Origin of the sequence: Pseudomonas sp. SLFW (genome assembly GCF_009905615.1) — a bacterium.
Lineage (GTDB): Bacteria > Pseudomonadota > Gammaproteobacteria > Pseudomonadales > Pseudomonadaceae > Aquipseudomonas > Aquipseudomonas bambusae.
Genome location: NZ_JAAAKW010000033.1, coordinates 1 through 17,524, shown reverse-complemented (window position 1 = coordinate 17,524; position 17,524 = coordinate 1). Strand labels below are relative to the sequence as shown.

Below are 17,524 nucleotides of genomic sequence, written 5' to 3'. Positions count from 1 at the left end.
GGTAGAAGACCATGGCACGACTGAAAGAGATTTACTGGAAGGAAATCGCACCGAAGCTTAAGGAAGAACTTAAGCTGTCGAACGTGATGGAAGTTCCACGCGTAACAAAGATCACCCTGAACATGGGTCTCGGCGAAGCAATCGGCGACAAAAAAGTCATCGAGCATGCAGTTGCTGACCTGGAAAAGATCACCGGCCAGAAAGTCGTTGTGACCTACGCTCGTAAATCCATCGCTGGCTTCAAAGTCCGCGAAGGCTGGCCGATCGGCGTCAAAGTGACTCTGCGCCGTGAGCGTATGTATGAATTCCTGGATCGTCTGCTGTCGATCTCCCTGCCTCGGGTTCGCGACTTCCGCGGCCTGAATGCCAAGTCCTTCGATGGTCGTGGCAACTACAGCATGGGTGTGAAAGAGCAGATCATTTTCCCGGAAATCGACTACGACAAGATCGATGCCCTGCGCGGTCTGGACATTACCCTGACCACCACTGCTCGTACGGACGAAGAAGGTCGCGCATTGCTGCGTGCTTTCAAGTTCCCGTTCCGCAACTGATTGGAGTAGGACCATGGCCAAGAAGAGCATGAAAAACCGTGAGCTGAAGCGTCAGCTCACCGTTGCCAAGTACGCCACCAAGCGTGCAGCACTGAAAGCAATCATCGTCGATCTGAACGCAAGTCCAGAAGCGCGTTGGGAAGCTACCGTAGCGCTGCAGAAGCAACCACGTGACGCAAGCGCATCGCGCATGCGTAACCGTTGCCGCCTGACTGGTCGTCCGCACGGCGTTTACCGCAAGTTCGGCCTCGGCCGTAACAAGCTGCGTGAAGCTGCTATGCGTGGTGACGTACCAGGTCTGGTTAAAGCCAGCTGGTAAGCCGAACTTCTCGTGTTATGCGGGCAGGTTTCTTCGGAAACCGACCGGCGTAACACTTGAATTGGAATCAAGCCCCTTTTGGGGCTTGATTCGTTTCTGGCGTACGTCTAGAATTGCCGGCTCGCCAGAGCCCGTGTCCTCACGTGGCCGCGTTTTTTTGGCGACAAGCAGTAGCCGTAAGGCTAATTATTTTGTATTAGGAGCGTCTAGCCCATGAGTATGCAGGACCCGTTAGCGGACATGCTAACTCGTATCCGTAATGCCCAGATGGCCGAAAAGCCCGTCGTAAGCATGCCATCCTCCACTTTGAAGGTGGCTGTAGCCAAAGTCCTGAAGGACGAAGGTTACATTGCGGGTTATCAGATCAGCAGCGAAACCAAGCCCTTGCTGTCTATCGAGCTGAAATATTTCGAAGGCCGTCCGGTTATCGAAGAAGTCAAGCGCGTTAGCCGTCCAGGCCTGCGTCAGTACAAGTCCGTCGATGATCTGCCAAAAGTTCGTGGCGGTCTCGGTGTGTCTATCGTCTCCACCAACAAAGGTGTGATGACGGATCGTGCTGCGCGCGCTGCCGGTGTCGGCGGCGAAGTGCTTTGCACAGTGTTCTAAGGGGGGGATAAGCATGTCACGCGTAGCTAAGAACCCCGTTAAGTTGCCAGCAGGCGTCGAAGTTAAACTCGTCGGTCAGCAGCTTTCGGTGAAGGGTGCAAAAGGCACCCTGGACCTGAACATTCATTCGTCCGTTGAAATTGTTGAAGAAGCTGGTGAGCTGCGTTTTGCTGCTCGTAACGGCGATCAACAGACTCGCGCAATGGCCGGTACCACTCGTGCGTTGGTAAACAACATGGTCCAAGGCGTAAGCCAAGGCTTCGAGCGTAAGCTCCAGCTGGTCGGTGTTGGTTACAAAGCGCAAGCAAAAGGCACGGTGCTGAACCTGGCCCTTGGCTTCTCGCACCCAGTGGACTACGAATTGCCAGCAGGCATCACCGCTGAGACTCCCAACCAAACCGATATCTTCATCCGTGGTATCGACAAGCAGTTGGTTGGTCAAGTGGCCGCTGAGATCCGCGACTTCCGCCGTCCAGAGCCATACAAAGGCAAAGGCGTGCGTTACGCGGACGAAGTCGTCCGTCGTAAAGAAGCCAAGAAGAAGTAGGGCATAGCAAATGACCGTCAAAAAAGTTACCCGACTGCGTCGCGCTCGCAAAGCACGCCTGAAAATGCACGAACTCGAAGTCGTGCGTCTCTGCGTGTACCGCTCTTCGCAGCACATTTATGCCCAGGTCATTTCGGCCGACGGCAGCAAAGTCCTGGCAAATGCCTCGACTTTGGACAAAGAACTGCGTGATGGCGCCACTGGCAACATCGACGCGGCCACTAAAGTTGGCCAGCTGATCGCTGAGCGTGCGAAAGCCGCCGGTGTATCGCAAGTGGCTTTTGATCGTTCCGGCTTCAAGTACCACGGTCGCGTCAAGGCGCTGGCTGATGCTGCTCGTGAAGGCGGGCTGGAGTTCTAAGTTATGGCAAATAACGACCAAAAACGCGACGAAGGCTACATTGAGAAGCTGGTTCAAGTTAATCGCGTAGCAAAAACCGTAAAAGGCGGCCGTATCTTCACTTTCACCGCGTTGACCGTGGTGGGTGATGGTAAGGGCCGTGTTGGCTTCGGCCGTGGCAAGTCGCGTGAAGTGCCTGCTGCGATCCAGAAGGCAATGGAAGCTGCTCGCCGCAACATGATCCAAGTTGATCTGAACGGCACCACTCTGCAGTACGCCATGAAGTCCGCCCACGGCGCTTCGAAGGTTTACATGCAGCCTGCTTCTGAAGGTACTGGCATCATCGCTGGCGGCGCAATGCGTGCTGTCCTGGAAGTTGCTGGCGTTCAGAACGTTCTGGCCAAATGCTACGGTTCGACCAACCCGGTCAACGTTGTACACGCAACGTTCAAGGGTTTGAAGGCCATGCAGTCTCCTGAGTCCATCGCTGCCAAGCGCGGCTTGAACGTTGAGGAGATCATCTGATCATGGCTACCGTTAAAGTTACTTTGATCAAAAGCATGACCGGCCGCATCCCTAACCACAAACTGTGCGTTAAGGGTCTGGGTCTGCGTCGCATCGGTCACACTGTAGAAGTCGCTGATACCCCGGAAAACCGTGGGATGATCAACAAGGCTTACTACATGCTGCGAGTCGAGGGTTAATCGATGAAACTCAATGATCTGAGTCCTGCGCCGGGTTCCCGTCGCGAGAAGCATCGTCCGGGCCGTGGTATCGGTAGTGGTTTGGGTAAGACTGGTGGCCGCGGCCACAAAGGTCAGACCTCCCGCTCCGGTGGCGCCATCGCTCCGGGCTTCGAAGGCGGCCAACAGCCGTTGCATCGTCGTCTGCCTAAGTTCGGCTTCGTCTCTTTGAAGGCTATGGATCGTGCAGAAGTTCGCACCTCCGAGCTGGCTAAAGTGGAAGGCGTCGTAACTGTGCAGTCCCTGAAGGATGCCAACGTGATCAACCAAAACGTACAGCGCGTGAAAATCATGCTGTCCGGTGAGGTTACTCGCGCGGTCACCCTCAAAGGTATCGCAGCCACCAAAGGTGCGCGTGCGGCTATCGAAGCAGCTGGCGGCAAATTCGAGGAATAAATGGCTAAGCAAGGTGCTCTCTCAGCGCTCAGCAAAAGCGGCGGGTTGTCCGAGCTCTGGGCTCGTCTGCGTTTTCTGTTCCTGGCGATTATCGTCTATCGGATCGGTGCGCATATCCCAGTTCCAGGTATCAACCCTGACCGGCTGGCGGACCTGTTTCGACAGAATGAGGGGACCATTCTTAGCTTGTTCAACATGTTTTCCGGTGGTGCGCTGGAGCGCATGAGCATCTTTGCGTTGGGGATCATGCCGTACATTTCGGCGTCGATCATCATGCAGCTCATGACCGCTGTCAGCCCACAGCTGGAGCAGTTGAAGAAGGAAGGTGAGGCTGGTCGTCGTAAGATCAGCCAATACACCCGCTATGGCACCGTTGCACTGGCCCTGGTTCAAGCTATTGGCATGTCCATTGGCTTGGCGGGTCAGGGCGTCGCTTTTTCTGCAGATATCGGCTTCCACTTCGTGGCGGTTACCACCTTCGTGGCGGGTGCCTTGTTCATGATGTGGCTGGGCGAGCAGATCACAGAGCGCGGTGTTGGTAACGGTATCTCGATGTTGATTTTTTCGGGTATCGTCGCCGGTCTTCCGAGGGCTATCGGGCAGTCTTTCGAGTCTGCACGTCAGGGTGATATCAACATTTTCGCTCTGGTCGCCATCGGTTTGCTGGCAGTAGCGATCATCGGTTTCGTGGTGTTCATTGAGCGTGGTCAGCGTCGTATCGCTGTTCACTACGCCAAGCGTCAGCAGGGCCGTAAGGTCTTCGCAGCGCAGACCAGCCACTTGCCGCTGAAAGTGAACATGGCTGGTGTAATTCCGGCCATTTTCGCGAGCAGCATCTTGCTGTTTCCGGCTTCGTTGGGTGCCTGGTTCGGTCAGTCTGAAGGTATGGGCTGGTTGCAGGACATCTCGCAGTCGATCGCTCCTGGTCAGCCGTTGAATATTCTGCTGTTTAGTGCAGGGATTATTTTCTTCTGCTTCTTCTATACGGCGTTGATGTTCAATCCGAAAGACGTAGCGGAAAACCTGAAGAAGTCCGGTGCCTTTATTCCGGGTATCCGTCCTGGTGAGCAGTCGGCACGCTATATCGATGGCGTTTTGACTCGTCTGACCATGTTCGGTGCTCTATATATGATGGCCGTGTGCTTGTTGCCCCAGTTTCTGGTGGTGGCTGCAAACGTGCCGTTCTACCTTGGCGGGACCTCGTTGCTGATCGTGGTCGTGGTTGTGATGGACTTCATGTCCCAAGTGCAATCTCACCTCGTTTCGCACCAGTATGAATCCCTGATGAAGAAAGCCAACCTGAAGGGCTACGGCAGCGGCATGCTGCGCTGAAGCACCCATAAGGTTCGAGGAGTTGGTGATGAAAGTTCGTGCATCGGTGAAAAAGCTGTGCCGCAACTGCAAGATTATTCGCCGCGAAGGTGTTGTTCGAGTAATTTGCAGCGCGGAACCACGTCACAAGCAGCGCCAAGGCTGAGTGTGATCTGTGCTAAAAGCCCAGCAGCTAGTGCGCTGCTGGGTTGATTATTTGTTATTACAGCGATATTATCTCGCGCCCTATTTCTTGGCTTCCGGGGCGTAGGTAGCTGTCAATTGGAGTCCCACTGAATGGCCCGTATTGCAGGCGTTAACATTCCAGATAACAAGCATACTGTTATCTCGCTGACCTACATCTATGGTGTTGGTCGCACGACTGCACAGAAAATCTGTGCTACCACCGGGGTTAACCCGGCGGCGAAGATCAAAGATCTGAGCGATGAGCAGATTGAACAGCTGCGTGGCGAAGTCGCGAAGTTCACCACTGAAGGTGACCTGCGTCGCGAAATCAACATGAAAATCAAGCGCTTGATGGATCTCGGTTGCTACCGCGGTCTGCGTCATCGTCGCGGTCTTCCAGTACGCGGTCAGCGTACCAAGACCAACGCGCGTACCCGTAAAGGTCCGCGTAAGCCGATCCGCAAGTAATCGCCCCAGCGAATCGACAGGAATTAAATCATGGCAAAACCTGCTGCTCGTCCTCGTAAAAAAGTTAAAAAGACAGTGGTTGATGGCATCGCCCACATCCATGCTTCTTTTAACAACACCATCGTGACCATCACCGACCGTCAAGGTAACGCTCTTTCCTGGGCTACCTCCGGTGGTTCGGGTTTCCGCGGTTCCCGCAAGTCCACCCCGTTCGCTGCTCAAGTAGCTGCTGAGCGTGCTGGTCAAGCTGCGCTGGAATACGGCCTGAAAAACCTCGACGTTAACGTCAAAGGTCCAGGTCCAGGTCGTGAATCTGCTGTCCGTGCTTTGAACGGCTGTGGCTACAAGATCGCCAGCATCACCGACGTGACGCCAATCCCGCACAACGGGTGCCGTCCGCCGAAGAAGCGCCGCGTGTAATCCAGGAGATTGTAAAGAATGGCTCGTTACATTGGTCCAAAATGCAAACTCGCTCGTCGCGAAGGCACCGATCTCTTCCTGAAGAGCGGCGTGCGCGCTATCGAATCGAAGTGCAACATTGAAGCAGCACCTGGTATCCACGGTCAGCGCCGCGGTCGCCAGTCCGACTACGGCACCCAGCTGCGTGAAAAGCAGAAAGTCCGTCGTATCTATGGCGTTCTCGAGCGTCAGTTCAGCGGTTACTACAAAGAAGCTGCCGGCAAGAAAGGCGCTACTGGTGAGAACCTGCTGCAACTGCTCGAATGCCGTCTGGACAACGTCGTATACCGTATGGGTTTCGGTTCTACTCGTGCCGAATCTCGTCAGCTGGTATCGCACAAGTCGGTTAGCGTAAACGGTAAAACCGTTAACGTTCCGTCCTACCAGGTTCGTGCTGGTGACGTAGTAGCTATTCGCGAAAAAGCGAAAAACCAACTGCGTATCGTCCAGGCTCTCGATCTGTGTGCCCAACGTGGCCGCGTAGAATGGGTAGAAGTAGACACTGAGAAAAAATCTGGCGTCTTCAAAAACGTTCCAGCTCGCAGTGATCTGTCCGCCGACATCAACGAAAGCCTGATTGTCGAGCTCTACTCCAAGTAAGGGCTAGAAAATAGGTGCATCCATGCAGATTTCGGTAAATGAGTTCCTGACACCCCGTCACATTGATGTACAGGTTGTCAGTCCAACCCGCGCCAAAATCACTCTCGAGCCTCTCGAGCGTGGTTTCGGCCATACCCTGGGCAACGCGCTGCGCCGCATCTTGTTGTCCTCCATGCCCGGCTGTGCAGTAGTCGAGGCCGAGATTGACGGTGTACTTCATGAGTACAGCGCCATCGAAGGTGTACAGGAAGATGTCATTGAAATCCTGTTGAACCTTAAAGGTCTGGCTATCAAGCTGCACGGTCGAGACGAAGTTACGCTGACCTTGTCGAAGAAGGGTTCGGGGGTGGTTACCGCTGCCGATATTCAGCTGGATCATGATGTCGAGATCGTTAACCCCGATCACGTAATCGCTAACCTGGCGTCTAACGGCGCCCTGAACATGAAGCTCGTTGTAGCTCGTGGTCGCGGTTATGAACCAGCAGACTCGCGTCAGAGCGACGAAGACGAAAGCCGCAGCATTGGTCGCTTGCAGCTCGACTCCTCGTTCAGCCCGGTACGTCGTATCGCATACGTGGTGGAAAACGCCCGTGTCGAACAGCGTACCAACCTGGACAAGCTGGTTATTGATCTGGAAACCAACGGTACTCTGGACCCTGAAGAGGCAATCCGTCGCGCTGCAACCATTCTGCAACAGCAGTTGGCTGCGTTCGTCGACCTCAAAGGTGACAGCGAACCTGTTGTAGTCGAACAGGAAGACGAGATCGATCCGATCCTGCTTCGTCCGGTTGACGATTTGGAACTGACCGTACGTTCGGCCAACTGCCTTAAGGCGGAGAACATTTACTACATCGGTGATCTGATCCAGCGCACTGAAGTGGAACTGTTGAAGACTCCGAACCTGGGCAAGAAATCCTTGACCGAAATCAAGGACGTTCTGGCTTCTCGTGGTCTCTCCCTCGGCATGCGCCTCGACAACTGGCCGCCTGCAAGTCTTAAGAAGGACGACAAGGCGACTGCCTGATCGTCGTAATCACCGAACGTTGTGTTTGGTAAGGAATGAACCATGCGTCATCGTAAAAGTGGACGTCACCTGAGCCGTACCAGCTCTCACCGCAAGGCCATGTTTCAAAACATGGCGGTGTCGCTGTTCGAGCACGAGCTGATCAAAACTACCCTGCCGAAAGCCAAGGAACTGCGCCGCGTTGCCGAGCCGCTGATCACTTTGGCCAAGATCGACAGCGTTGCTAACCGCCGTCTGGCTTTCGACCGTACTCGTTCGAAAGAAATCGTCGGTAAGCTGTTCAACGATCTGGGCAAGCGCTATGCGACCCGTGAGGGTGGCTACCTGCGTATCCTGAAGTGCGGTTTCCGCGCTGGCGACAATGCGCCTATGGCGTACGTCGAGCTGGTTGATCGTCCAGTCGGTGGCTCTGTAGAAGCTGCTGAGTAAGACATCAGTCTTCACAAAAAACCGGGCCTAGTGCCCGGTTTTTTGTTGCCTTTCATTTAGTTAAATACAACGCGTTATCAGTTGAGCGCCAGGTTATTGCGCTAATTCTTAGTGATAAAGAGAACTCACCTCATTTACCCATGTTTTCGGCACCAAATGTCACGTATTCGGTGATTTTCTTCGGTTTTCTGCTTCTTGAAAGGTGACCTGTCGCCAATGTTGGTCCAAACTATCGACTTTCATGAAGGAGATTCACGGCGATGCAAGGCCACCCGGACGTCATCGATTACCTCAACACGCTGCTGACCGGCGAATTGGCTGCACGCGACCAATATTTCGTCCATTCGCGGATGTATGAGGATTGGGGTTTCACCAAGCTCTACGAGCGTATCAATCATGAAATGGAAGAAGAGGCACAACACGCTGATGCGTTAATGCGTCGTATTTTGATGCTTGAAGGAACGCCGCGCATGCGGCCGGACGATCTGGACGTGGGTACTACCGTGCCTGAAATGCTCGCCAGCGATCTTCGTCTCGAATATAAGGTCCGCGCAGCATTGTGCAAAGGTATCGCGCTCTGTGAGCAGCATAAGGACTACGTGAGTCGTGACATCTTGCGTGTTCAACTGGCCGATACTGAAGAAGATCACACCTACTGGCTCGAAAAGCAGATGGGTCTGATCAAATCCATCGGGCTGGAAAACTATCTGCAATCGCAGTTCTGATTCATCAGCTTAAAAAAGCCCCTGTCATGATCGCCATGATAGGGGCTTTTTCGTTTTTACACGGTGATCAGGCGCGATCACGTTCGAGTAAAGGTTTGAGGTAATGCCCGGTGTAAGACTGTTTCATTTCCGCGACTTGTTCTGGAGTACCGGTGGCAATGATTTGCCCGCCTTTGGAGCCGCCTTCCGGTCCCAGGTCGACCAGCCAGTCCGCGGTTTTGATCACGTCCAGATTATGCTCAATCACGACGACGGTGTTGCCGTGGTCCCGCAGGCGGTGCAAGACGTCCAATAGCTGTTGAATGTCTGCGAAGTGCAAACCTGTAGTGGGCTCGTCAAGGATGTAGAGGGTTTTGCCGGTATCCCGTTTGGACAGCTCGCGTGATAGCTTCACTCGTTGCGCCTCACCACCAGACAGCGTGGTGGCCGATTGACCGAGTTTGATATACGAGAGCCCGACATCCATCAACGTCTGCAGCTTGCGCGCCAACGCTGGAACAGCATCGAAGAACGTGCGCGCTTCCTCGATAGTCATTTCCAGCACTTCGTGGATGCTTTTGCCCTTGTATTTGATCTCAAGGGTCTCGCGGTTATAGCGCTTGCTCTTGCACACGTCGCACGGCACGTAGATGTCTGGCAGGAAGTGCATTTCGACCTTGATCAGCCCGTCGCCCTGACAGGCTTCGCACCGGCCGCCTTTGACGTTGAACGAGAAGCGGCCCGGTCCGTAGCCCCGAGAGCGAGATTCAGGAACGCCGGAGAACAGCTCGCGAATCGGGGTGAACAGGCCCGTGTAGGTGGCGGGGTTCGAACGCGGCGTCCGGCCGATTGGGCTCTGATCGATGTCTACCACTTTGTCCAGGTGCTGAAGGCCATCGATGCTGTCGTGCGTGGCGGCCTCCAGCGTCGTCGCCCCGTTCAACGCAGTTGCGCTGAGCGGGAACAGCGTGTTGTTGATCAGCGTCGATTTGCCTGATCCGGAAACGCCCGTGACGCACGTCAGCAAGCCGATCGGGATTTCCAGATCGACATTACGCAGGTTATTTCCGCGCGCGCCTTTTAGTTTGAGAGACAGCTTCTTGTTACGCGGGGTGCGCTTCGCCGGTACCTCGATCTTGACGCGACCTGACAGGTATTTACCGGTGAGCGAGTCCGGGTGGGACATGACCTCTTCTGGCGTGCCTTCTGCGACGATATTGCCGCCGTGCACGCCAGCTCCGGGTCCAATGTCCACCACATAATCGGCGAGGCGGATGGCATCTTCGTCATGCTCAACCACGATCACGGTGTTGCCGATGTCACGAAGGTGACGGAGGGTGTCCAGCAGCCTGTCGTTGTCGCGTTGGTGCAGGCCAATGGAGGGTTCGTCAAGGATGTACATCACCCCCACGAGGCCCGCGCCGATCTGGCTGGCAAGGCGAATACGCTGAGCTTCACCGCCCGACAGGGTGTCGGCGCTGCGGTCCAGCGTCAGGTAATCCAGGCCCACGTTCACAAGGAACTGCAACCGCTCGCGGATCTCTTTGAGAATCTTGTCCGCAATCTCGCCACGACGTCCTGTCAGCTTCAGTTCGCCAAAGTATTCAGTGGCGTCACCGATAGGCAGGTTGGTGACGGCCGGGAGCGTTTTTTCGCCCACCCAAACGTGCCGAGCCTCACGACGCAGTCGCGTCCCTCGGCAATCCGGGCAAGGTTGAGTGCTGAGGAATTTCGCCAGTTCTTCGCGCACAGTGGCGGATTCGGTTTCGCGATAGCGACGCTCAAGGTTAGGCACGATCCCCTCGAAGGGGTGAGCGCGCTTGACGATGTCGCCACGGTCATTCAGGTAGCGGAAGTCGACGTTCTGGCTCCCGCTGCCGTTGAGCAGGACTTTTTGGAGATCGGCTGGCAGTTCCTTGAACGGCACTTCCAAACTGAAACCGTAATGACTCGCTAAAGACCCGAGCATCTGGAAATAGTAAACGTTGCGTCGGTCCCAACCACGTATCGCGCCTTCGGCCAACGTCAGTTCGCTATTCACCAGTCGTTTGATATCGAAGAACTGCTTCACACCCAGGCCATCGCAGGTCGGACAGGCGCCCGCCGGGTTGTTGAAGGAGAACAGCTTGGGTTCCAGCTCGCTGATGGCGTGTCCACAGATGGGGCAGGCAAACCGCGCGGAGAAAATCATCTCTTCGCCGGGTTCATCGTCCATCGGTGCGACCAGCGCGATGCCGTCGGCCAGTTTTAGTGCTGTTTCAAACGACTCGGCCAGACGTTGTTGCAGGTCGGCACGGACCTTGAAACGGTCGACGACGACGTCAATGGAGTGCTTCTTCTGTTTATCCAGTTTCGGCAGCTCGTCGAGTTCGCACAGCTTGCCGTTGACCCGTGCACGAACGAAGCCCTGAGCGCGCAGTTCTTCGAATACCGCCAAATGCTCGCCTTTGCGCTCGCGCACAACCGGGGCGAGCAACATCAGCTTGGCGCCCTCTGGCTCCGCAAGCACCAGATCGACCATCTGACTGACGGTCTGCGCTTCCAGCGGGATGTCGTGGTCCGGGCAGCGTGGTGTGCCGACGCGGGCATATAGCAAGCGCAGGTAGTCGTAGATTTCGGTGATGGTGCCCACGGTCGAACGCGGGTTGTGGGATGTGGATTTCTGCTCAATCGAAATCGCAGGCGAGAGGCCTTCGATGGTGTCAACGTCAGGCTTTTCCATCATCGACAGGAACTGGCGCGCGTACGCCGAAAGCGACTCGACGTAGCGGCGTTGGCCTTCGGCGTACAGCGTGTCGAATGCCAGCGACGACTTACCGGAACCAGAAAGGCCGGTAATGACGATCAGCTTGTCGCGGGGCAGGGTGAGGTCGATGTTTTTCAGGTTGTGGGTTCGTGCCCCACGAATCAGGATCTTGTCCAAGGTGGCCTCGCACGGCGGGCGTAAAACGCTGGAGTATACGGCCAAATACTGGATGGATGCACACTATTGAGCAGTCGGCCTACGTACAGGGGAAAAAGAAAATTCCCGCGATGCGCGGCAAAGCGTCGTATGTGCTGTACATCGATGGGACTGGTAGAATCGCCGCCGGTTCACATGAGGTTCTTCCATGCACGATTCTCACAGCGAGCGCATGAGTGGCAGCGAAACCCGCGCAGCGGGCGGTCTGGCGCTGGTGTTCGCGTTCCGTATGCTTGGCATGTTCATGGTGCTGCCGGTCCTGGCGACCTACGGTATGGACCTGGCAGGCGCAAGCCCGACGCTCATTGGTCTGGCGATTGGCGCATACGGCCTGACCCAGGCCGTACTGCAGATTCCATTCGGCATCATCTCCGACCGCATCGGCCGTCGCCCGGTGATTTATCTGGGGCTGGTGGTGTTTGCGCTCGGTAGCGTACTGGCTGCACAGTCCACGTCGATCTGGGGCGTTATCGCCGGGCGCGTTCTTCAAGGCGCGGGTGCTATCTCAGCCGCAGTCATGGCGCTGTTGTCCGATCTGACTCGTGAACAGCATCGCACGAAGGCGATGGCGATGATCGGGATGACGATTGGCGTGTCGTTCGCCATCGCGATGGTGGTCGGGCCGATCCTGACCAGTGCCTTTGGGCTTTCAGGTTTGTTCCTGGCGACAGGGGCCATGGCATTGATCGGTATCGTGATCGTCGCGTTTGTGGTGCCCAAATCCACCGTGACGCTGCAACACCGCGAATCTGGCCTCGCTCGTCAAGCCTTGGGCGCGACGCTCCGACATCCTGACTTGCTGCGCCTGGATTTGGGTATCTTCGCGTTGCACGCGATGCTCATGTCCAGTTTCGTCGCGTTGCCGCTGGCGTTGGTCGAAAAAGCGGGCTTGCCCAAAGAACAGCACTGGTGGGTCTACCTGACCGCGTTGCTCATTTCTTTCTTCGCGATGATCCCGTTCATCATCTACGGCGAGAAGAAGCGTCAGATGAAGCGTATCTTGCTCGGCGCGGTCTCCGTGCTGATGCTCACTGAACTATTCTTCTGGGAGTTCGGCAATACGCTTAGGGCGTTGGTCATCGGGACAGTGGTGTTTTTCACCGCATTTAATCTGCTGGAAGCGTCGCTGCCTTCTCTGATCAGCAAGGTCTCTCCGGCGGGCGGCAAAGGCACTGCGATGGGGATTTACTCCACCAGTCAGTTCCTCGGCTCGGCGGCGGGTGGCATCCTCGGCGGCTGGCTGTTTCAGCACGGTGGGTTGGGTGTGGTCTTCCTGGGAGGCGCAGCGCTGGCCGCCATTTGGCTCGCTTTTGCTGTTACCATGCGCGAGCCTCCGTACGTAACCAGCCTTCGCTTGCCGTTGTCGCCCGAGGCTCAACGCGACACAGGCCTTGCCGATCGCGTGTTGGCCGTACGTGGAGTAACAGATGCAGTAGTGGTAGCCGATGAGGCTGCCATCTATATCAAATTTGACAAAGAACTGTTGGATCGGGCGTCTTTCGACGAAGTGGTCAATCCAGCGTCGGAAACGGTTGAAGCCTAGGAGAACGTTATGGCCCGTGGGGTTAACAAAGTCATATTGGTCGGTACATGCGGCCAGGATCCCGAAGTTCGCTACTTGCCTAACGGTAACGCTGTGACCAACCTGAGTCTGGCGACCAGCGAACAATGGACCGACAAGCAAACCGGTCAGAAAGTTGAAAAGACCGAATGGCACCGCGTTTCGATGTTCGGCAAGGTCGCAGAGATCGCCGGCGAGTACCTGCGTAAAGGTTCGCAGGTCTACATCGAAGGCAAACTGCAAACCCGCGAGTGGGAAAAAGACGGCATCAAGCGTTACACCACTGAAATCGTCGTGGACATGCAAGGCACCATGCAACTGCTCGGCGGCCGTCCACAGGGTGATGCTCAACAAGGTCAAGGCGGTGGTGGTTATCAGAATTCCGCACCTCGTCCACAACAATCGCGTCCACAGGCTGCTCCACAACAACAGCCACAGCGCGAATCGCGTCCAGCTCCGCAGCAAGCGCCACAACCGGCTCCTGACTTCGACAGCTTTGATGACGATATTCCGTTCTGATTCATCCGAATCAAACGCAATAACGCATTAGAACTAAAGCCCCCGTACAGCTCAGCTGTCGGGGGCTTTGTTGTTTCATCGGCGTTGGCGTTTACAGCCCCAGTTCTGTCAGCCCCGGATGGTCATCCGGACGGCGTCCCAGTGGCCACAAGAACTTGCGCTCGGATTCCTTGATTGGCATGTCGTTGATGCAGGCAAAGCGGCGGTGCATCAGGCCGTCTTCGTTGAATTCCCAGTTCTCGTTGCCGTAGGAGCGGAACCAGTTGCCGGAGTCGTCGTGCCACTCGTAGGCGTAACGCACGGCAATGCGGTTGTCGGTGAAAGCCCACAGCTCTTTGATCAGACGGTAGTCCAGCTCTTTTTTCCATTTGCGGGTGAGGAAGGCCTTGGCCTCTTCGCGATTGGTCGCGAACTCGGCGCGGTTACGCCATTGGGTGTCGAGGGTGTAGGCCAACGAGACTTTTTCAGGATCGCGGCTGTTCCAACCATCTTCGGCGAGGCGAATCTTTTGGATCGCCGATTCGCGGGTGAACGGGGGAAGCGGCGGGCGAGTTTGGGCATTGGACATGGCAGAGCCTCCAGGCAAGTTGGATAGATCAGTGGGTGGAGCGTTCTTGAAGCTCAGGCCTCTTGGGGCAAGGCCTGTTTCAGCAACAGCTGCGCAACATCTCTTGCGCTGTCGGCGGCGCTGTAGTCGCCCATGACGCGGGCCATGGTGATGGCGCCTTCCATCAGTATCAGCAACTGCCGGGCGAGTGCTGACGGTTGCTCAATGTTCAGTTGCTCGGTCAGTTCTAGCGTGTAATCCAGCAATTTCTGTTTGTGCAGCTTGGCGATCAGGCGAATGGGGTCGTTTGGATCACCGATTTCCCCTGACGTATTGATGAACGCGCAGCCGTGAAACCCTTTCGATTCAAACCAGCCTTTGAGCACGTTGAACATGTTCAGGATGCGCGCCTGCGGGGTGTCCGCCTTGTCCGATTCGGTTCTGAACCATTGCATCCAGCGCACATCGCGGGCATTGAGCGCCGCGGCGGCGACCTCGTCTTTGGTCGCGAAATAACGGTAGATGCTTTTACGGGCGACACCGGAAGTCTTCACCAGAAGATCCATGCCCATAGCGTGAATCCCGTTCTGATAGATGAGCTGCTCGGCGGTCGCGAGAATTTTGTCGCGTGTGTCGGTGGTCGTCGTATTCATGGGATTTAAGGTAGAACGATCGTTCTCCATCGTCAAGTGCGTTTATGAAAAGGACGTTTTCCGTTGGTCGGGCGAAGCTCAAAGCGGATGAAGGTTGCCGACCGCGCCGAACTTGCGCGGCGAATTTCGATCAGTTTCTGTGGGCCTTGATTTCGCCGTCCCTCATGACCGAAGGAGTGACCTGCGTTTTGTCGAATTTCAAATCTGTCCTGCTGCTGTGTCTGACGATCTGTCTCGGCAGCCTCAACGCGCACGCAGCCAGTGCGCCTCCCACGAGCACCGCCCAGTCAACCGCGCCAGCCGATGCGGCGCCAGCAGCCGAACCCCCTAAACCAGAGATCCTGGTGAAGGGCGGATTGCTCGGCGTCATCAGCACCAGTATCGACAGCGTCCAGGACAAGCTGGACCTGGACGGCCATTTGCTCGACTCCTGGCGTTTGCGTGCCGACCGTGCGGCTGATGAGCTGGGGGCGCTGGTCAACAAACCGTCTTCCCGCTCGCCTTGGGCAATCGCGGGAGACTTCTTGATCCTGTCGGTGGTCTGGATCGGCGCATTCCTGATGCTGAATCGAATCGGCACGTTCATCGTCAATCGCGTGTCGCGGCATCGGCTGCTGGCCCGGCGAGAGCGTGTGCAAGGCGTGCTGAGTTACGTGCTGCCCTTCACGATTCCGGCTCTGATCTCTCTACCGCTGACGCTTTACGTGAGTCATTTCATGCAACTGTCGATTGGCCGGGCGCTGGCGTTGTGTCTGGCGTATTCGACGAGCAGCGGCATTTTCTCTACCTCGGTGCTGATGTCGGTGATCGTGCTGTTCAACTCGGGCCACAAGCGGCCGGCGGTTCGCATCATTCGTCACTACGCGCCGCATCCGCTGTTCATCATCGGGTTCTTCGCGGCCTTGAGTGACGCGCTGACCAGCCCACAGATTTCCCGCCAGATCGGCGGCAACGTCACCACCAGCGTCGCAGCGTTCACCGGGCTGATGGCGTCGATCATGTTTTGCATCGTGGTGATTCGCATGCGCCGCCCCGTGGCCCATCTGATCCGCAACCGTCCATTGAGTGCACGGCTGTCGCGACCGGCGTTGCAGCAAACGTTGAAGATTTTTTCGAGCCTATGGCACCTGCCTATTTTGCTGATGATTCTGGTCTCGGGCGTCAACCTGATCGGCGCAGGCGAGGACAGCCAGGAAGCCCTGCGTTGCGCCTTGCTCACGACCGTTTTGCTGATCGGCACGGTGTTTCTCAGCACATTGTTCCAACACATGTTCAAGCCTGCGGAGGAGCGCAGCTCAAGGGTTTACAAGGAGCGTTTGCTGAGCCTGTTGCACGCTGTGCTGCGCATTGCGCTGGCGATTGGGTTCATTGAATTGTTGGGCCGGATTTGGGGTTTTTCGCTGTTCGAATTCGCGCAACGGAATGCGCTGGGCAAAGTAATCAGTGATTCCCTCAGCAGCATCGGGCTGATCTTTCTGGTGACCTGGCTGCTGTGGGTGGTGATGGACACTGCAATTCAGGAAGCCCTCAAGCCGCCGACCAGCACGCGTTCGTCCCGTCAGCCGAGTACGCGAGTCAAGACGATCCTGCCGCTGCTGCGCAACGCGATCAAAATCATTCTGGTGGTGATCTGCACGATCACGACCATGGCCAACCTCGGGATCAACGTCGCGCCGCTGCTCGCGGGTGCCGGGGTGGTCGGTCTCGCCATCGGTTTCGGTTCGCAGCAATTGGTGCAGGACGTGATCACCGGTCTGTTCATCATCATCGAAGACACCATTTCCATCGGCGACTGGGTGGTGCTGGATTCCGGCCACGCGGGCACCGTGGAAAGTCTGACTATCCGCACGCTGCGTTTGCGCGACGGCAAGGGGTTCGTGCATTCGGTGCCGTTCGGTCAGATCAAGGCGGTGACCAACCAGTCTCGCCAGTTCGCTTACGCGTTCTTCTCGTTCCAGTTCACCTACGATTCGGATGTGGATTCTGCGACCTCGCTGATTCGCGAAGCCGGGCAGGCAATCACCGATGATTTCCTGCTGGCCAGCAAGCTGCAAGGGCCGCTGGAAGTGTTCGGGCTGGATCGCATGGACATGAACGGGATCGTGATCACGGCGCAGTTCCGCACGTCGTCGGGCGGGCAGTATGCGGTCAGTCGCGCATTCAACGACAAACTCAAGCGCCTTGTGGATAAGTCCACAGACGTGCGATTTGCGCAAACTTATCCACAACTGGTGATGAGCCCGCACAACGGCCAGTATTCGCAGATGGAGGACGGCGACGAGCAGCAAGCGTTGCCGGGCAAGACGACAATCGTGAATAAAGACGGGTCGGAGAGCCCGGTGTGACCGCGATTATCTAAACAACCGGTCCCGGACCTGCAACATCATCCCGGCGTCCAGTTCGCCCCAGTATTGCGGCTTGCCCGCCACGACCGCCGCGATGGGAACCCCGTCGCGGTAGACCAGCCGGTTGCCGACCACTGCCGCGACTTTCGGCCCTGGCAACAGCGTGCCCGCCAGGTTCAGCGGATCGACGCCGCTGACCCCGATCAAACTGCCATCCAATGGGCGTTTGCGGACCTCCCGCAGCAGGGGAATCG

23 protein-coding genes are annotated in these 17,524 nt (G+C 56.4%); 19 read left to right on the top strand and 4 right to left on the bottom strand.

The genetic code is table 11. The features are described 5' to 3' along the window. The first annotated feature begins 11 nt into the window (after positions 1 to 11). From rplE to bfr, 16 genes are all read left to right on the top strand, one after another. The gene (gene rplE / locus GVN17_RS28125) at positions 12 to 551 is read left to right on the top strand and encodes a 50S ribosomal protein L5 (RefSeq protein ID WP_037017720.1); all 540 of its coding nucleotides are present in this window, start codon (positions 12 to 14) and stop codon (positions 549 to 551) included. A 13-nt stretch (positions 552 to 564) separates the two neighbouring features. Then, positions 565 to 870, top strand: coding sequence for a 30S ribosomal protein S14 (gene rpsN, locus GVN17_RS28120; RefSeq protein ID WP_003228726.1), 306 nt, complete (start codon positions 565 to 567; stop codon positions 868 to 870). Positions 871 to 1,083: 213 nt separating this feature from the next. Continuing rightward, positions 1,084 to 1,476 (top strand): 30S ribosomal protein S8, encoded by a 393-nt coding sequence (gene rpsH, locus GVN17_RS28115; RefSeq protein WP_020290698.1) that lies wholly within the window; start codon positions 1,084 to 1,086, stop codon positions 1,474 to 1,476. A 13-nt stretch (positions 1,477 to 1,489) separates the two neighbouring features. Beyond that, positions 1,490 to 2,023 (top strand): 50S ribosomal protein L6, encoded by a 534-nt coding sequence (gene rplF / locus GVN17_RS28110; protein WP_074758964.1) that lies wholly within the window; start codon positions 1,490 to 1,492, stop codon positions 2,021 to 2,023. A gap of 10 nt (positions 2,024 to 2,033) precedes the next feature. Further along, a complete protein-coding gene (rplR, locus tag GVN17_RS28105; RefSeq protein ID WP_037017727.1) occupies positions 2,034 to 2,384 on the top strand; it encodes a 50S ribosomal protein L18 in 351 nt (116 codons plus the stop codon). Positions 2,385 to 2,387: 3 nt separating this feature from the next. Further along, the gene (gene rpsE, locus GVN17_RS28100) at positions 2,388 to 2,888 is read left to right on the top strand and encodes a 30S ribosomal protein S5 (RefSeq protein WP_093468883.1); all 501 of its coding nucleotides are present in this window, start codon (positions 2,388 to 2,390) and stop codon (positions 2,886 to 2,888) included. 2 nt (positions 2,889 to 2,890) lie between these two features. Continuing rightward, entirely contained in the window at positions 2,891 to 3,067 is a 177-nt protein-coding gene (rpmD, locus tag GVN17_RS28095) for a 50S ribosomal protein L30 (RefSeq protein WP_093468886.1), read from the top strand. A gap of 3 nt (positions 3,068 to 3,070) precedes the next feature. Beyond that, positions 3,071 to 3,502, top strand: coding sequence for a 50S ribosomal protein L15 (rplO, locus tag GVN17_RS28090; RefSeq protein ID WP_166598555.1), 432 nt, complete (start codon positions 3,071 to 3,073; stop codon positions 3,500 to 3,502). After that, entirely contained in the window at positions 3,503 to 4,834 is a 1,332-nt protein-coding gene (gene secY, locus GVN17_RS28085; RefSeq protein WP_166598554.1) for a preprotein translocase subunit SecY, read from the top strand. 28 nt (positions 4,835 to 4,862) lie between these two features. Continuing rightward, on the top strand, positions 4,863 to 4,979 hold the full coding sequence (rpmJ, locus tag GVN17_RS28080; RefSeq protein ID WP_002555468.1) for a 50S ribosomal protein L36: 117 nt from the start codon (positions 4,863 to 4,865) through the stop codon (positions 4,977 to 4,979). Positions 4,980 to 5,110: 131 nt separating this feature from the next. Further along, positions 5,111 to 5,467, top strand: coding sequence for a 30S ribosomal protein S13 (gene rpsM, locus GVN17_RS28075; RefSeq protein WP_004883692.1), 357 nt, complete (start codon positions 5,111 to 5,113; stop codon positions 5,465 to 5,467). Positions 5,468 to 5,497: 30 nt separating this feature from the next. Then, on the top strand, positions 5,498 to 5,887 hold the full coding sequence (gene rpsK, locus GVN17_RS28070) for a 30S ribosomal protein S11 (RefSeq protein WP_002555466.1): 390 nt from the start codon (positions 5,498 to 5,500) through the stop codon (positions 5,885 to 5,887). Positions 5,888 to 5,905: 18 nt separating this feature from the next. Then, entirely contained in the window at positions 5,906 to 6,526 is a 621-nt protein-coding gene (rpsD, locus tag GVN17_RS28065) for a 30S ribosomal protein S4 (protein ID WP_002555465.1), read from the top strand. A gap of 22 nt (positions 6,527 to 6,548) precedes the next feature. After that, on the top strand, positions 6,549 to 7,550 hold the full coding sequence (rpoA, locus tag GVN17_RS28060) for a DNA-directed RNA polymerase subunit alpha (protein WP_007970428.1): 1,002 nt from the start codon (positions 6,549 to 6,551) through the stop codon (positions 7,548 to 7,550). 42 nt (positions 7,551 to 7,592) lie between these two features. Then, a complete protein-coding gene (gene rplQ / locus GVN17_RS28055; RefSeq protein ID WP_166598553.1) occupies positions 7,593 to 7,979 on the top strand; it encodes a 50S ribosomal protein L17 in 387 nt (128 codons plus the stop codon). A 260-nt stretch (positions 7,980 to 8,239) separates the two neighbouring features. Further along, entirely contained in the window at positions 8,240 to 8,704 is a 465-nt protein-coding gene (gene bfr, locus GVN17_RS28050) for a bacterioferritin (RefSeq protein WP_166598552.1), read from the top strand. Between the two features lie 67 nt (positions 8,705 to 8,771). On the opposite strand, the gene uvrA is transcribed toward bfr, so the two are convergent. Continuing rightward, positions 8,772 to 11,606 carry an excinuclease ABC subunit UvrA gene (gene uvrA / locus GVN17_RS28045; protein ID WP_166598551.1) on the bottom strand — a complete coding sequence of 945 codons (2,835 nt, stop codon included), beginning with the start codon at positions 11,604 to 11,606 and terminating at the stop codon, positions 8,772 to 8,774. A 187-nt stretch (positions 11,607 to 11,793) separates the two neighbouring features. Here uvrA and GVN17_RS28040 point away from each other — a divergent pair, with 187 nt between their 5' ends. Further along, positions 11,794 to 13,188, top strand: coding sequence for an MFS transporter (locus GVN17_RS28040; RefSeq protein ID WP_166598550.1), 1,395 nt, complete (start codon positions 11,794 to 11,796; stop codon positions 13,186 to 13,188). Positions 13,189 to 13,197: 9 nt separating this feature from the next. Next, entirely contained in the window at positions 13,198 to 13,725 is a 528-nt protein-coding gene (locus GVN17_RS28035; protein ID WP_166598549.1) for a single-stranded DNA-binding protein, read from the top strand. A 91-nt stretch (positions 13,726 to 13,816) separates the two neighbouring features. Here the strand turns inward: GVN17_RS28035 and GVN17_RS28030 are convergent, their stop codons facing one another. Both GVN17_RS28030 and GVN17_RS28025 read right to left on the bottom strand, forming a co-directional pair. Next, entirely contained in the window at positions 13,817 to 14,293 is a 477-nt protein-coding gene (locus GVN17_RS28030) for a nuclear transport factor 2 family protein (RefSeq protein WP_166598548.1), read from the bottom strand. Positions 14,294 to 14,346: 53 nt separating this feature from the next. After that, complete coding sequence (locus tag GVN17_RS28025) at positions 14,347 to 14,925, bottom strand: TetR/AcrR family transcriptional regulator (RefSeq protein ID WP_166598547.1); 579 nt, start codon at positions 14,923 to 14,925, stop codon at positions 14,347 to 14,349. A 188-nt stretch (positions 14,926 to 15,113) separates the two neighbouring features. Between GVN17_RS28025 and GVN17_RS28020 the strand changes: the two genes are divergently transcribed. Then, positions 15,114 to 17,270 (top strand): mechanosensitive ion channel family protein, encoded by a 2,157-nt coding sequence (locus tag GVN17_RS28020; protein ID WP_256665489.1) that lies wholly within the window; start codon positions 15,114 to 15,116, stop codon positions 17,268 to 17,270. Between the two features lie 6 nt (positions 17,271 to 17,276). Here GVN17_RS28020 and GVN17_RS28015 read toward each other — a convergent pair. Further along, positions 17,277 to 17,524, bottom strand: a 248-nt coding sequence (locus GVN17_RS28015; protein WP_166598545.1) for a hypothetical protein, incomplete at its 5' end; no start/stop codon positions are given.